The sequence below is a fragment of the uncultured Lutibacter sp. genome, assembly GCF_947493565.1.
Classification (GTDB): domain Bacteria; phylum Bacteroidota; class Bacteroidia; order Flavobacteriales; family Flavobacteriaceae; genus Lutibacter; species Lutibacter aestuarii.
The window spans coordinates 350,683-367,190 of sequence record NZ_CANLRG010000003.1; the positions used below are offsets into that span (position 1 = coordinate 350,683).

The window sequence follows — 16,508 nt, forward strand, 5'->3', positions numbered from 1 at the left end:
TGTATCTTTAAACTATAGATTTTACAATTTAATATTGTGCAATAAATGTTACAAATGTTTGTAATGTTTATTACGGTCTACCCTTTTCACCTCAAGTATTTTTGCATAAACTAAAAAACAAAAACTATGCGAGGAAAATATCTATTCATATTTCTTTTTTTAAATTTTAATAGCTTCTTCATCAATGCGCAAGAAAAAGTTTCTATTTCTTTAAATGAAATTATTTCTAAAGTTGAGGAGTACAATCAAACCATTAAAATTTCAGAAAAAGATTATACTATTGCTAAAGCAGAGTACAACCAAACAAATTCAATTTTATTGCCTAATGTTAACATTTCACACACAGGCATTTCCACAACTAATCCTTTAATGGCATTTGGTTCTAAATTGAATCAAGAAATTTTAACTCAGGCTGATTTTAATCCAGCATTATTAAATGATCCAGATGAAATAAAAAATTTCACTACTAAAATTGAAGTGCAACAGCCAATTTTTAATGCAGATGGTATTTTTATGAGAAAGGCTGCAAAAGCAAAAATGATAGCTATTGAATTGCAAGGCACAAGAACAAAAGAATACATTCAATTAGAAGTTACCAAAGCATATATGCAATTACAAGTTGCATATAAAGCTGTTGAAGTTTTAGAAAAGGCGAAAGAAGCTGCATTAGAAAATAAAAAAATTGCTGAAAATAACTTTTTACAAGGCTATCTTCAAAAAGCTGATATTTTATTAGTAGAAGTTCATGTGAATGAGATTATAAACAAACTACAACAAGCAACTAGTAATGTAAAAAATGCTTCAGATTATCTATGGTTTTTAATGGGAGAAACTAATAATTCAACATTAGTTCCTTCAGACATGTTAATTGCTGAAATTAATTTAGGTATTTATAGCGATGAATTATCAAATACCAGAGCTGATATTGAAGCGATGACTAAAAGTACTGAAGCTTATAGTAATATGCACAAGGCTAATAAAGCAAGCTATTTACCTAAATTAAATGCTTTTGGAACTTATGAACTATATGATGATAAATTTTTAGGTACCAATGCCAAAGGTTATTTAATAGGCGCCCAATTATCTTGGAATGTTTTTGATGGGTTTAAAAGTATAGGTAAAACCCAAAAAAGTAAAGCTGAATTAGATAAAGCCGAAATTAACTTAACAAAATATAAAAATCAAAGTCAGTTAGAATATAATAAAGCTAAAAGACAATTAAAAGACATTGAAAATCAATTAGCATTAACAAGTTTGGCTGTTGAACAATCTAAAGAAGCCTTACGCATTAGAACAAATAGATTTAAGCAAGGATTAGAAAAATCGTCTGATTTATTAACATCAGAAACAAAATATCTTCAAAAAGAATTAGAATATCTTCAAACTGTATACAATTATAATTTCACAAAAGCTTATGTCGCTTTTTTAACAAAATAAATTAAAAAATTACTATTCTAAAAAATACACTCAATGAAAAATACCATACAAATTATAGCCATATTAACTCTAATAGTTACAACAAGTTGTGGTGAAAGTAAAAAAGAAACTGTAGATAACAGACCTACCGTAAGTGTAATTGTTAGCACTCCTTCAACAGAAAACGGAACTTTTATTACTGCAAGTGGAAAAATTGAAGCCGTACAAAATGCAAATATTAGTACACGAATGATGGGATTTGTAACTAAAATTCATGTAAATGTTGGTCAAAAAGTTACAAAAGGACAGTTGTTAATTAGCATAAACAGTGCAGATATTGCCGCTCAAAAAGCTCAAATCAATGCTTCAATTACAGAAGCAACTGCAGCTTATAAAAATGCTGAAAAAGATTATAATAGATTTAAATCTTTATTCGAAACCAATAGTGCTTCTCAAAAAGAAATGGATGACATAACTGCTAACTTTCAAATGGCAAAAGCACGCTTAGAAGCTGCTAATCAAATGAAAAATCAAGTAAATGCACAATTATCTTATTCAAATATTACTGCTCCATTTAGCGGTGTAATTACAGGTAAATTTATTAACAAAGGAGATCTGGCGACCCCTGGAATACCTTTGTTAAGTATTGAAAATCCAACTAATTTTCAAGTTATTGCAATGGTTCCAGAATCTGAAATAACAAGTATAAAAACTGGAACTACAGTACAAGTAATTGTAAAATCTACCAACCAAAAGCTAACTGGTAAAGTTACAGAAGTAAGTACCTCAACTAAAAATACTGGAGGACAGTACTTGGTGAAAGTAGTGTTAGATAAATCTGAAGTTAATTTATTATCCGGGATGTTTACATCTATTCAGTTTCCTACAGAAAATACCACAACTACATCAAAAATATTAGTTCCAACAAATGCTTTAATTCACAAAGGTGAACTAACCGGAGTCTATGTAGTTGGTCAAAATAATACAGCTTTATTACGTTGGTTACGTTTAGGAAGACAATTTGGTGATAAAACAGAAATTTTATCTGGCTTATCAGTTGACGAACAATTTGTAGTGTCTTCAAAAAGTAAATTAACAAATGGTGCTAAACTTCAAATTCAATAATTATGAAAGATGGATTAGCTGGTAGTATTGCCAAAGTATTTATGAATTCAAAACTTACTGTTTTACTAATGATTATGTTTATGGTTATTGGTATATATAGTTCGTTTTTAATTCCACGAGAAGAAGAACCTCAAATTGATGTACCTATAGCTGATATTTTTGTACAATATCCTGGCGCAAGCCCTCAAGAGGTTGAGTCTAGAGTTATTAAACCATTAGAAAAAATTGTTTCTAATATCAAAGGAATAGAATATGTGTACTCTACTTCAATGAATGAACAAGCTATGCTAATTGTTCAATTTTATGTAGGAGAAGATATTGAACGTTCTTTTGTAAAGCTTTATAACGAAATTATGAAGCATATGGATCAAATGCCTCAGGGAGTTTCAATTCCTTTAGTAAAAACAAGAGCTATTGATGATGTACCTATGCTTGCGTTAACATTATGGAGTGAAAATTATGACGATTACCAATTGAAACAAATTGCTAGTGAATTAACTAGTGAAATTGAAAAAATAAATGATGTTGCTATTACCAAAAAAATTGGAGGTAGAAATCGTCAAGTTCGTGTGATTTTAGATAAAGATAAAATGGCAGAAAGCGGCTTAGATTTGTTGAGTATTACTCAAAAAATTCAAGTCAATAATCAACAATTAAATTCAGGTAGTTTTGATCAAAACAATACAGAATATTTAATAAATACTGGTAATTTTTTAAGCAATGTAAAAGATGTTGAAAATTTAGTTGTTGGAGTACAACAAAATAAGCCAATATACCTTAAACAAATAGCAACTATTACTGATGGACCTGAAATACCTAAAGAGTATGTTTCATTTGGTTACGGAAAAGCCAATGAACTTTCTAACACCTACCACTCAGAATACCCTGCAGTAACTATTTCTGTAGGAAAAAGAAAAGGGGCTGATGCTATGAAAGTTTCTGAAAAAATATTAGAAAAGGTTGAGCATTTAAGACAAAACCTACTTCCTGATGATGTGCATATGACTGTTACTAGAAATTATGGTGAAACAGCTTCACACAAAGTATCAGAATTATTAATGCACTTGTTTGGATCTATTATTGCTGTAACCATAGTAGTTATGCTAGCTATGGGATGGCGTGGTGGATTGGTAGTGTTTTTATCTGTACCTATAACTTTCGCTATGACTCTATTTAGCTATTATATGCTAGATTACACCTTAAATAGAATTACCTTATTTGCATTAGTATTTGTTACGGGTATTGTGGTTGACGACTCCATTATTATTGCCGAAAATATGCATAGGCATTTTAAAATGAAACGATTGCCTTTTAAACAAGCTGCATTATATGCTATTAATGAAGTTGGTAACCCAACAATTTTAGCAACATTTACTGTTATCGCATCTGTACTGCCAATGGCGTTTGTATCTGGTTTAATGGGACCATATATGAGTCCAATGCCAATAGGAGCTTCGCTAGCTATGATTATTTCTTTATTTGTAGCCTTAACAATTACTCCATATTTAGGATATTATATTTTAAGAGAAAAAGACAAACAAGAAGAAAAAGAAGAACAAGGTTTAGAAACTTCTAAAATCTATAAAATTTATAATAAATTTGAAAAACCTCTCATTGAAAACAGAAAAAAACGTTGGGCTTTTTTAGGCTTTACAACACTACTTCTGTTGGGTTCAATGGCTTTATTTTATACCAAAGGTGTAGCAGTTAAAATGTTGCCTTTTGATAATAAAAATGAATTTCAAGTTGTAATAGATATGCCTGAAGGTACAACACTTGAAAAAACATCAGCAGTAACTAGAGAAATTGCAAATTATTTATCTCAAAGACCTGAAGTTGATAACTATCAGAGTTTTGTAGGCACTTCTGCACCTATTACCTTTAATGGCTTGGTTCGTCATTACGATTTACGTGGAGGATCTAATACTGCCGACATTCAAGTGAACTTAATTGATAAATCTCAACGCTCAGAACAAAGTCATGATGTTGTAAAAAAACTAAGAACTGATATTCAATTAATTGGAAAAAAATTCAATGCTAATATCAAATTAGTTGAAGTACCTCCTGGACCACCTGTGCTTTCAACAATTGTTGCAGAAGTTTATGGACCAGATTACAAAGAGCAGATAAAAATAGCCAAACAACTCAGACAAATTGTGTCTTCAACAAGTGATATTGTTGATGTTGATGATATGATTGAAGCAGACCAAAAAGAATTTAATTTTGTTGTTGATAAAGAAAAAGCGATGCTAAATGGAGTTGCACCCCAACAGGTTGTAGCAACTCTAAAAATGGCTCTTTCAGAGCAGCCTATTTCAACTTTATACAAAGAAACTGCCAATGACCAAGTTGGAGTGGTTTTAGCTATTGATGAAAAAGAAAAATCATCTATTAATGACCTCAAACAACTAAAAGTTATTTCACAAATGGGAATAGCTATTCCTATTGGAGATTTAATAAAAGTTGAAGAAAAAATTGTTGATAAAGCTATTTATAGAAAAAATCAAAAACGCGTAGTGTATGTTCTTGCCGATATGGCTGGAGAATTAGAAAGCCCTGTTTATGGAATTTTAAATATGAGTGATAGATTAAACGAAATAACTATTCCTGAGGGATACTCTCTAAATGAAGCATTTAATCAGCAACCTACACACGAAGATAATTATACTATAAAATGGGACGGTGAATGGCAAATTACTTATGAAGTATTTAGAGATTTAGGTGCAGCCTTTGCTGTAGCTATTTTTGTAATTTATTTATTGATTGTAGGTTGGTTCCAAAATTTTAAAGCACCATTGGTAATGCTTGTTGCCATTCCACTATCTCTTGTAGGTATTATAGTAGGTCATTGGTTAATGGGTGCGTTTTTTACTGCTACTTCAATGATTGGTATGATTGCTTTAGCAGGTATCATGGTGAGGAATTCAGTATTATTAATAGATTTTATTGAACTACGTTTAGAAGATGGGATTCCTTTAAAACAAGCTGTAATAGAAGCTGGAGCAGTAAGAACTACTCCAATTTTATTAACTGCTGGGACAGTAGTAATTGGAGCATTTGTCATTTTATTTGACCCAATATTCCAAGGTTTAGCAATTTCCTTAATGGGAGGAACAATTACTGCTACAATTTTAACTCTTTTGGTGGTACCATTAGTATATTATATGACAGAAAAACACAAACATCAAAACTAAGTAATAAATGAAATTATTAATAATAACAAGTATATTGGAGTTTGAAAAGGAAATTTGTAAACTTTTCAAAAAATCAAAAATTGAAGTATATAGCACTTTGGATATACAAGGTCATAAACTCCAACTACCAACAAATATTCAAGATAATTGGTTTTCATCTCATAGAGACACCTTTGATTCTAAAATGTTTTTCACATTTACATCTGAAGAATTAATAGCTAAAATGCTAAATGAAGTTGAAACTTTCAACTCAAATAATACTTCAAAAAACCCAGTGAAAGCAATTGTACTTAATATTGAACAATCTATATAATTAAAAAAATAAGAAAATGAAACAAAGAATTGTTAGAGCATTTGCAGGAAGCTTTATTTTAATAAGTTTAATACTTGCATTATATGTAAATTTAAATTGGTTGTGGTTTACTGCATTTGTAGGCGTTAATTTATTGCAATCATCTATAACTAAATGGTGTTTGCTTGAAGTGATTTTAGAAAAATTTGGCATTAAAGATTAACAAACTTTTGTAAGTTTGTAGCCTTAAACTAATTTGCGATTAAACAGTTTTACAAACATATCATCTCAAAAGTATTAATTATAGCTGTACTGCTTCCCTTTGCAGTACAGTTTATACATTCTTTTGAAAACCATAGTCATCATGTTTGTAATGCTCAAAATATCGTTCATTTTGATACTCACGAAATTGATTGCTCAGTTTTTCATTTCAAGATAAACTCCAATGCTATAGATTTTTCGTCAACTCATAAATTAGTTGATAAACAAATAAATAACAGTTCTATTTATTGCTCTGAAGAAAGCTTTTCTTCAACAAATATTCAACATAAATCTTCTAGAGCTCCTCCTTTTTTAATGATTTTATAGCTGATCTAAAATTAGTATCCATAAATAAAAATTATTAAAATATGAAAATATATTTAAGCTACCTATTTATAGGTATGGCGTTTGTTGCACAAGCTCAAAATAAAATATCGGGCGTTATTAAAACTACCCAAAACGAACCATTATTAGGAGTTCAAATTTATATAGAAGACTTACAAAAAGGAACCTCTACAGATGAAAATGGTTATTATGAATTAAAAAATTTACCAAATATTCCCATCAAAATTACGGCAGTTTATATTGGATTTGAAACACAATCTAAAACAGTCACTTTTGATAAAAGTGAAATGATACTTAATTTTACTTTAGAAGAAGCAGTATTTAAAATGGAAGAAATTATTATTGCTACTCCATTTAACAAGCTACAATCTGAAAATGTAATGAAGGTAGAAAAAGCCAGCATCCAACAACTACAACATAAAGGTGCTGCTACTTTAATGGATGGACTTAACACCATTGCTGGAGTTTCACAAGTTTCTACAGGTGTTGGAATTGGAAAACCTATTATTAGAGGATTAAGAGGTAATCGGGTACTCGTTTACTCTCAAGGAATAAGACTTGAAAATCAACAGTTTGGGGATGAACATGGGTTAGGAATTGATGAATCTAGTATTGAAAGTGTGGAAGTTATTAAAGGACCTGCATCTCTATTATATGGTTCCGATGCATTGGGAGGTGTTATATATTTCAATCCTCTAAAATTCGCTGATGCTAATTCATTTGACTTTACCTATAATCAATCCTATCATTCAAATACTCAAGGAACAAATACTACTTTCGGAGCTAAACAATCTTACGATTCTTGGAAATTTTTAGCCAATGGTTCTAGAAATTCTCATAGTGATTATAAAACACCTAACAACACTAGAATTACCAATACCAGATTTAATGAAACTATTTTTAATAGTGCTATTGGCTTTAACAGTAATTTTATTTCGAGCACCTTACGTTTCAATTACAATTCAACCAAAGTGGGTATTCCTGAAGAAATTGGAATACAAAACAACCATAAAACACCACTATTGCCTTATCAAGATTTAACAACTAAAATGCTTAGTTGGTCTAATAATTTTTTTCTATCTAATTCAAAAATAACTAGCACTTTTGGGTATACTTTAAATGAAAGAAAAGAATTTGAAGAACATCATCATGAAGAAGAAGCTACTCATGAAGATGAAGAACATGATGAACCTCTTCATCCATCATTATTTTTAAAATTACATACATATAGTTATGATGTTAAATGGCATTTACCTAAGCTAAATAAATTTGAAACCATACTAGGTTTTCAAGGATTACACCAAAAAAATGACAATTTTGGCGAAGAAATTTTAATTCCCAATGCAACTTTAAATGATTTTGGATCTTTTTTTACTGCCTTTTATAATTGGAAAGAGCACAGTATTCAGGGAGGAATTAGATTTGATACTAGATCTTTAAAAACTGAAAAACATATTGTTTTACATGAAGATGAAGAGCATATTTTTGATCCAATTGATAAAACATTTGAAAATTTTACCGCTTCATTAGGGTATAAAACAAAACTATTCAACAAAATAATAAGTAGAATTAATTTTGCTACAGGATTTAGAGCCCCTAACCTTGCTGAATTGACTTCAAATGGAGTACATCACGGCTCAAATAGGTTTGAAATTGGAAATAATGATTTAAACAGTGAACGAAATTTTCAGTCAGACATTTCATTTGAATATGATTCGCAACATTTTGAAATATTTGCAAACGGATTTTACAATCGCATAAACAATTATATCTTTATTTCACCTACTGGTAATTTTGAAGAAGAGTTTGCTATTTACCAATACATTCAAGATGATGCCAAGCTTTATGGAGGTGAATTTGGAGCACATTTACATCCACACCCAATAGATTGGCTACATTTACACAGTAGTTTTGAGTTTGTGATAGGTAAACAAGATAATAAAGCGTATTTACCTTTAATTCCGGCTCACAAATTGACAAATACTTTAAGAGCTGAGTACGACATAAATAAATGGTTGAAAAACGGATTTACTTCTATTTCTTTAGAAAGCACTTTTAAACAAGATAAAATTAGTGAGTTCGAAACTACAAGTAATGGGTACAACCTTGTAAATGTTGGTATGGGTGGAAAAATAAAGCTTTCTAAAATTTCATTAGATCTAAGTTTGAATGTAAATAACTTATTTAATACTTCATATATCTCTCATCTTTCACGCTTAAAAGTGAATGAATTTAATAATATTGGAAGAAATTTTATAGCAAGAATTCAATTTAATATTTAAATAGTTTTATTTAATGAAACAAAAAAGGAGTTTAGAAAATCATTATTCTAAACTCCTTTTTTTATGTAAATAAAAGTCTATCTTAATCTATTACAAAAAGTACGTCATTTTTAGCAACTGAATCACCCGAATCATAATTGATTCCTGACAATACACCATCTCTATTTGCTTCAAAATTATTCATCATTTTCATAGCCTCAAGAACTACAACAACTTCACCTTCTTTAACTTTATCACCGTTTTTCTTTTTGTATTCAACAATCATACCTGGAATTGGAGATAATACCGCTTTTTCATCCGTATTTTTTCCTTTATTCTCTTTACTTTCTTTCTTTTTACGTGCTGGTCTAACACTTCCTTTTGCATTAGGAATGGCTACATTAAACTTTTCTCCATCAACAATTACTTCCATCTCATGCATTTGTCCATTAGACTTTTTACCTGCAGTAAGTTCTCCTGCTAATGCTTTTGCTATTAAATCACTTTCTTTTTTAACATCTTCAAGTGTTTTAGGAATTACATCTTTAGGCTTATCTTCAAGTCCATATTTCCACTTTAAGAATCTTTTTCCAGTAACAGGGTATAGTGCTAAAATTAATTCATCATCAATGTCTTTAGCCAAACCATCAGATTTTTCTTTAACAGCATTCATTTCTGGTTCTAAAATACTTCCTGGTCTACATTCAATATGTTGCTCGCCTCTTGGGTAATCCTTTAAAGCTTTTTTTCTAAGCTCCTCATTAATTGGTTTGGTTGTTTTACCATACAAACCATAGCAAAGATCTTTCACTTCTTGAGTTATCCTTGAATATTCTCCTTCGTAAGAATCAAATAAAACATTATTAACTGTTTGAACACCAACTATCTGACTGGTAGGAGTTACCAATGGAATTTGCCCTAAATCTTTTCGTACTTTTGGAAGCATTCTAAACACATCATCTAGCCTATCTAATGAATCCATTGCTTTTAATTGATTTACTAAATTAGATAACATTCCTCCTGGAGTTTGATGTAAAATTACATCCGTATCAATAATTGAGTATTTAGGATTGTTTGCTAAATGTTTATACTTAGGAATTATTTCTTCCATTTGAGCACTAATTTTTGATAATTTTTGAATATCAAAACCAGTATCTCTATTGGTTCCTAATAAAGAAATAACTAAAGGTTCAATTGCAGCATGTGAAGTTCTATAAGCGTAAGGAGACATACAAGTATCCACAATATCAACGCCTGCTTCAATGGCTTTAAAAATTGCTAAATCTCCCATACCTGATGTAAAATGTGTATGAAGATTTAAAGGAATGTCTGTTATTTTTTTTAATTCAACTATTAAATTGTAAATATCATATGGAGCAATTAAACCTGCCATATCTTTTATACAAATTGAATCAACGCCAAAATCTATTAATTCTTTAGCCTTATTAACATAGTACTCTAAGTTATAAATTTTACCACCCATTCTTGGTTCAGTTAATGTATAACAGATGGTTCCTTGAAAGTGCATTTTATTTTGTTTAACAACTTTAGCCGCAGTTTCAAAGTTTCTATAATCATTAAGAGCATCAAAACATCTAAATATATCTACACCATTATCACAAGCTCTTTGAACAAAATTTTCTACAACATCATCAGCATAATTTCTATATCCTACCACATTTTGACCTCTTAACAACATAAAAAATGGTGTTTTAGGCATGTATTTTTTCAGAATTCTTAACCTTTCCCAAGGATCTTCTCCAAGATATCTATGCATGGTATCAAAAGTTGCTCCACCCCAAGTTTCCATTGCATGAAAACCTATTTCATCCATTTGCTCAGCAAGTGGAATCATATCTTCAGTTCTACCTCTTGTTGCAAATAACGATTGATGTCCATCACGAAAGCTTAAATCTTGAATTTTGATTGGATTTTCAGCTTTTACTCTATTAGCACTATAATCAATGGGTGCCATTTTTAATATTCCGTGGTTGTCAAATTTCATTTTCAATTAAATTTAAATAGTTTACATTAAAAAACTTTAATTCCAATAGTTTTACCTTTACGCTGTAGAATTTCTCTATCATGAATTGTTCTACTTATTCCCATTTTTCCCCATTTATCGTTGGATAAGTTGGTATTGGTGTTTTGGGTTTGCATATAATAACCTACTGCTATTATCGCTGCGCGTTTCTTTTTTTCAGTTAAAGTCATAATTATAAAATTATTGTGGGATGTTTCCGTGTTTTTTTGGTGGAAGCACTTCATTTTTAGAACTTAAAGCTTCTAATGCTGAAATAAGTCTTTCTCTAGTTTCACTTGGTAAAATTACCTCGTCAATATAACCTCTTTCAGCTGCTAAATAAGGTACATTAAATGTAGTTTCATACTCCTCTATTTTTTCTTGTGTTTTTGCTGCTTTATCTTCTGCATCATTAATTTCTTTTTTATAATTAGAAATTACTTCAACTGCTCCTTTAGCTCCCATAACAGCTATTTCAGAAGTTGGCCAAGCAAAAACCATATCTGCTCCCAGATGTTTAGAACTCATTGCTAAATAAGCACCTCCATAATCTTTTCTAACAACAACTGTTAATTTAGGCACTGTAGCTTCAGAGTAACTCCATAGTAATTTTGCTCCGTGTCTAATAATTCCATTCCATTCTTGATGAACTCCAGGTAAGTACCCAGGAACATCAACAAAAGTTATTATTGGAATATTGAAAGCGTCACAAGTTCTCATAAATCTACTTATTTTATCAGATGCATCTATATCTAAACAACCCGCTAAAAACATAGGTTGATTTGCTATTACACCAACAGATCTATTATTAAGTCTTCCAAAACCAACAATACAATTTTCTGCAAAATATTCATGAACTTCGTAAAACTCTCCTTCATCTAAAACTTCTTCAATAACCACCTTCATATCGTAAGGCATCTTAGAATCATCTGGTATTAAAGTATCTAATAAATCACAAGATCTTTTTGGATCATCCTCCATGTCTAAAACTGGAGCATTTTCCATATTATTATTTGGTAAATAATCTAACAGTTCTCGTATCTGCTCAATACAGTCCTCATCACTTTCACAAGCAAAATGAGCATTACCACTTTTTGAATTGTGCACCATTGCACCACCTAAATCTTCAAATGTAGTTTCTTCACCAGTAACTGTTTTAATTACATAAGGACTGGTTATAAACATATGGCTTTGCTTTTTTACCATAAAAACAAAATCTGTCATTGCTGGCGAATAAACAGCTCCTCCAGCACAAGGTCCCATAATTGCTGAAATTTGTGGTACCACTCCTGAAGCTCTCGAGTTTCTAAAGAAAATATCGCCATATCCTTTTAATGCATCAACTCCTTCCTCAACTCTAGCCCCTCCGGAATCATTTAAACCAACTATAGGGGCGCCAGCTTTAATAGCTAAATCCATAATTTTACAAATTTTAGAAGCATTCATTTCTCCTAAAGAACCTCCTCTTGATGTAAAATCTTGTGAATATGCAAATACTGTTCTTCCATTGATTAAACCGTAACCAACTATAACACCATCCGATTCTATTTCAATGGCTTCCATACCAAAATTTACAGATCTGTGTTTTACAAGTGAATCTATTTCATGAAAACTATCTTCATCAAATAAAAGGTTTAACCGCTCACGAGCTGTTAACTTTCCTTTAGAATGTTGGTTTTCAATTCTTTTTTCACCTCCCATTAAGGCTACTTTTTCACGTTTAGCAATTAAATGAGATATTTTATCAGCAACTTTCATATTACTTATTATTTATCTAAAATTTTTAATAATTCATTTTTAAGAATTTCGTTTGTAACAAAGTTATCATTTAGTTTATAAAAAAAAGCTTACAAACGTCAGTTTAGATTCATTCAATAGATTTTTTCACCAAATTTAATTCAATTAAATAATTGATAATTTCTTAAAAATACCTGTATTTATAATTGTTTTTTTAACAAAAAACAATTATAAAGCGTATTTATTATTATTTTAACAAAAATAAATTTAAAGCTATTTTTTTATTTTATATAAGAAAGAGTTTATTTAGTCTAAAAAAGGATAATTTTTTCACCTAAAAAAAAGCGCCATTTACAACGTTTTCGAAGAAAAAAATTGTTCTTTTATTATTGATTTTACATCTTCTTATTTTTATTAAAAACATATGACTTTTAATAAAAATTTTAAGCTTTTTCATATAATTTCTGCATATAAAATCATTTTTATTATTTCATTTTTTTTAGAATGATTCTAAATCTATCATTTCTCTATATTCTTTCTTCATTAAGCATACATCGCTTTGTCAATTTGAATTAAATTAGCAAAATTAAATTTTCAACCTATATGAAATCTTCACAAAACCAAACTTTAACCGATACTTCAAACACTACAAAAAGAATTGTTATTGGGGTTCAATTTTTATTTGTGGCATTTGGCGCAACCGTATTGGTTCCTCTATTAATTGATATTGACCCTGCAGTAGCATTATTTACTGCAGGAGTTGGAACCCTTATTTTTCACCTAATAACGAAAGGAAAAGTTCCTGTTTTTTTAGGTAGTAGCTTTGCTTTTATCGCCCCTATTATTGCTGCTACAAAACTTTATGGATACCCTGGAACTTTAGGTGGAATTATTGCGGTTGGAATTGTTTATAGCATTGTTTCAACCATCATTAAATTATGGGGACTAAGAATCATTGAAAAACTTTTTCCTGCTGTGGTGGTAGGTCCAGTAATTATGATTATTGGTTTATCACTTGCAACCGCTGGCGTAGATATGGCTAAAACCAACTGGCTTATCGCAATTGTTGTTTTAGCAACCGCCATAATTATCGTTTCTTTTGCCAAAGGGCTCTTAAAACTAATACCCATATTTATTGGAATTATTGTTGGATACCTAATTTCAATTTTTATGGGGCAAGTTGATTTTTCTTTAGTGAATGAAGCTGCTTGGTTTTCACTACCAAAATTTACAACACCAGAATTTAACTGGGGAGCAATTTTATATATGATTCCTGTAGCTATAGCTCCAATAATTGAACATATTGGAGATATGTATGCTATTAGTGGAGTAGCAAACAAAAAGTTTGTTAAGGATCCTGGCTTACACAGAACACTATTAGGAGATGGTATTGCAACAGCGTTTGCAGGCTTTTTTGGCGGTCCACCAAATACAACATATTCAGAAGTAACAGGCGCTGTTGCTTTAACAAAAATTGTAGATCCTAGGGTATTAAGAATAGCTGCTGTAACCGCAATTATTTTCTCTTTAATAGGAAAAATTAGCGCTATTTTAAAAACAATTCCTCAAGCTGTTTTAGGCGGTATCATGTTATTGCTTTTTGGAATGATTGCAAGTATTGGTATTAAAACTTTAATTGAAGCAAAAACAGATTTTTCAGTGACCAGAAACCAAGTGATTGTGTCTATTATTTTAACCGTTGGTATTGGAGGAGCTCAAATTGGCTATGACAACTTTACATTAGCTGGTATAGGATTAGCCTCTGTTGTTGGAGTAATCTTAAACTTAATTTTACCAAAACCTAAACCAACAAAAAAGTAGTTTAAATTTACTTTGTAAAAAACCCTCTTTTAATTTTAAAAAGAGGGCTTTTTATTTAGGATAACTTTGAAAGTACTTTAAACAAAAAACTTAATAATAAATAATATTGCTATTACAACCATAATAGGTGTTACTTCTTTATATCTTCCTGTAAGTAATTTTAACAATACAAATGAAAGCATTCCAAAAACAATTCCCTCAGCAATACTATAGGTCAAAGGCATCATTATAATGGTAAAAAATGCAGGAATAGCTTCCGTAAAATCATTTAAATCAATTTTCATTATTGGAGAAATCATAAATAGCCCAACAATTATTAAAGCTGGAGCTGTAGCAGCTGCTGGAATAATCATAAATAATGGCGCAAAAAATAAAGACAAAGCAAACATTCCAGCTACCGTTAAGGCTGTCATACCCGTTTTACCTCCTTCGGCTACACCTGCAGCACTTTCCACATAAGTTGTAACTGTTGAAGTTCCTAAAATTGCTCCAACAAAAGTCCCTATAGAATCTGCGAATAAAGCTTGTTTTACTCTAGGCACTTTTCCTTCTTTATCTAACATTCCCGATTTTGATGAAACTCCAACTAAAGTTCCAACCGTATCAAACATATCTACAAATAAAAATGTAAATAACACAATTAGCATGTCTAAAGTAAAAATTTGCGAGAAATCAAATTTAAAAAAGATAGGTTCAATTGATGGTGGTAAACTTACAATGCTAAAGTTCTCAGGAATTATTGTAACTCCAACAAATAACCCTATAACTGTTGAAATTAAAATACCTAATAAAATTGCTCCTTTTACCTTTTTAGTTAACAAAATTCCTATAATTAAAACCCCAGCCAAACCAACTAATACATTTGGGTTTTTCATACTTCCCAAACTAACTAATGTTGCTGGATTATCAACTATTAAACCTGTTCCTTTTAACCCTATAAAAGCAATAAATAACCCTATTCCAACTGAAACTGCATGTTTTAAATTAAGCGGAATTGAATTTACAATTAATTCTCGTATGTTAAACGCTGTTAATAGAATAAATATAATTCCTTCTAAAAATACTGCTGTTAATGCAAATTGCCAAGAATACCCCATTCCAAGTACAACAGTAAATGCAAAAAAAGCATTTAAACCCATTCCTGGTGCTAATGCGAAAGGCAGCTTAGCCACCAAAGCCATTACTAGAGTTGCTATAACCGCAGATAAGGCTGTTGCAGTAAAAACAGCATCTTTATCCATACCTGCTTCACTTAAAATTCCAGGGTTTACTGCTAAAATATAAACCATTGTCATAAAAGTGGTTATCCCAGCAATTATTTCTGTTTTTAAGGTTGATTTATTTTCCGTGATTTTAAAAAATTTGTCTAACATAATTTTAGTTTAGATTATATATTCCATTTAATAGCTAGAGTAGGTCTCACATTAAATTCAAATTCGTAAGCAAAATTATTTGTTAACTCTATTTCACTTCCAATTGAAAAACTTTTATTTAAATGATACCATAATTGTGGCTCAGATAAAAATACCGTTTTTTCGGACAATCCATTTTCAGACCATAGATCTGCAAATCCAGAAAATGTCAATTTATTTTCAATTAAATGAACATACCAAGTTCCTGTAATTTGAAAGTTTCCTTTATTTGCTCCAGTAAAAGCTTTATAACCTGCGTATGTTGAAAATCCCCATTTCGCATTTCCTTTTGAATAGTTAGCTCCAAAAATCCAAGCTTCATTATAACTAAATTGATTGGAATTTCCGGCATTATATTCTACATGCAATCCCACTGGCATTTTTTCTGTTTTTAAAACACGAGCTATCTCATAATAGGCAGCACTTGTTCCAATAGCGGAATTATAATCAAAATCAATAAAGGTAAAAGTGTTACCATATTTATCCATTTTAAAGTATTCAAATGTGGTTGTAAAATGGCCTCTTTCAAAATCTCTATGAAGTTGTAAGTTTTGTGCAGTAACAGCTGCTGTTACAAAAATTGTAATTAAAGTAATTAGTTTTCTCATTTTGTGTTGTGTT

Annotated in this window: 12 protein-coding genes; 7 read left to right on the plus strand and 5 right to left on the minus strand. The window is 30.4% G+C overall.

All coding sequences use genetic code 11. From position 1 onward, the window contains the following. Window positions 1-126: 126 nt before the first annotated feature. The 6 genes from Q0714_RS05390 to Q0714_RS05415 all read left to right on the plus strand — a co-directional run bounded on the left by Q0714_RS05390 (window position 127) and on the right by Q0714_RS05415 (window position 8,915). Window positions 127-1,437, plus strand: a complete 1,311-nt coding sequence (locus tag Q0714_RS05390) for a TolC family protein (RefSeq protein ID WP_298263317.1) — start codon at window positions 127-129, stop codon at window positions 1,435-1,437. Window positions 1,438-1,470: 33 nt separating this feature from the next. Continuing rightward, window positions 1,471-2,541: an efflux RND transporter periplasmic adaptor subunit gene (locus Q0714_RS05395; protein ID WP_298263319.1), complete on the plus strand. Its 1,071-nt coding sequence runs from the start codon at window positions 1,471-1,473 to the stop codon at window positions 2,539-2,541. A gap of 2 nt (window positions 2,542-2,543) precedes the next feature. After that, window positions 2,544-5,735, plus strand: coding sequence for an efflux RND transporter permease subunit (locus Q0714_RS05400; protein WP_298263320.1), 3,192 nt, complete (start codon window positions 2,544-2,546; stop codon window positions 5,733-5,735). Between the two features lie 7 nt (window positions 5,736-5,742). Next, window positions 5,743-6,048 carry a hypothetical protein gene (locus Q0714_RS05405; protein ID WP_298263321.1) on the plus strand — a complete coding sequence of 102 codons (306 nt, stop codon included), beginning with the start codon at window positions 5,743-5,745 and terminating at the stop codon, window positions 6,046-6,048. 16 nt (window positions 6,049-6,064) lie between these two features. Continuing rightward, window positions 6,065-6,250: a DUF2892 domain-containing protein gene (locus Q0714_RS05410; RefSeq protein WP_298263322.1), complete on the plus strand. Its 186-nt coding sequence runs from the start codon at window positions 6,065-6,067 to the stop codon at window positions 6,248-6,250. Between the two features lie 406 nt (window positions 6,251-6,656). Then, window positions 6,657-8,915 (plus strand): TonB-dependent receptor, encoded by a 2,259-nt coding sequence (locus Q0714_RS05415; protein ID WP_298263323.1) that lies wholly within the window; start codon window positions 6,657-6,659, stop codon window positions 8,913-8,915. Window positions 8,916-8,997: 82 nt separating this feature from the next. Here the strand turns inward: Q0714_RS05415 and Q0714_RS05420 are convergent, their stop codons facing one another. Genes Q0714_RS05420 through Q0714_RS05430 form a run of 3 tightly spaced genes read right to left on the minus strand, consistent with a single transcriptional unit; the run spans window position 8,998 to window position 12,675 of the window. Continuing rightward, the gene (locus Q0714_RS05420; protein ID WP_298263325.1) at window positions 8,998-10,899 is read right to left on the minus strand and encodes a pyruvate carboxylase subunit B; all 1,902 of its coding nucleotides are present in this window, start codon (window positions 10,897-10,899) and stop codon (window positions 8,998-9,000) included. 26 nt (window positions 10,900-10,925) lie between these two features. After that, a complete protein-coding gene (locus Q0714_RS05425; protein ID WP_298263327.1) occupies window positions 10,926-11,108 on the minus strand; it encodes a hypothetical protein in 183 nt (60 codons plus the stop codon). A 10-nt stretch (window positions 11,109-11,118) separates the two neighbouring features. Further along, on the minus strand, window positions 11,119-12,675 hold the full coding sequence (locus Q0714_RS05430; RefSeq protein WP_298263329.1) for an acyl-CoA carboxylase subunit beta: 1,557 nt from the start codon (window positions 12,673-12,675) through the stop codon (window positions 11,119-11,121). Between the two features lie 582 nt (window positions 12,676-13,257). Here Q0714_RS05430 and Q0714_RS05435 point away from each other — a divergent pair. Further along, entirely contained in the window at window positions 13,258-14,475 is a 1,218-nt protein-coding gene (locus Q0714_RS05435) for a solute carrier family 23 protein (protein ID WP_298263331.1), read from the plus strand. Between the two features lie 77 nt (window positions 14,476-14,552). On the opposite strand, the gene Q0714_RS05440 is transcribed toward Q0714_RS05435, so the two are convergent. Both Q0714_RS05440 and Q0714_RS05445 read right to left on the minus strand, forming a co-directional pair. Next, complete coding sequence (locus Q0714_RS05440; protein ID WP_298263333.1) at window positions 14,553-15,848, minus strand: NCS2 family permease; 1,296 nt, start codon at window positions 15,846-15,848, stop codon at window positions 14,553-14,555. A 14-nt stretch (window positions 15,849-15,862) separates the two neighbouring features. Next, window positions 15,863-16,495 (minus strand): DUF5020 family protein, encoded by a 633-nt coding sequence (locus tag Q0714_RS05445; protein WP_298263334.1) that lies wholly within the window; start codon window positions 16,493-16,495, stop codon window positions 15,863-15,865. Window positions 16,496-16,508: the final 13 nt, after the last annotated feature.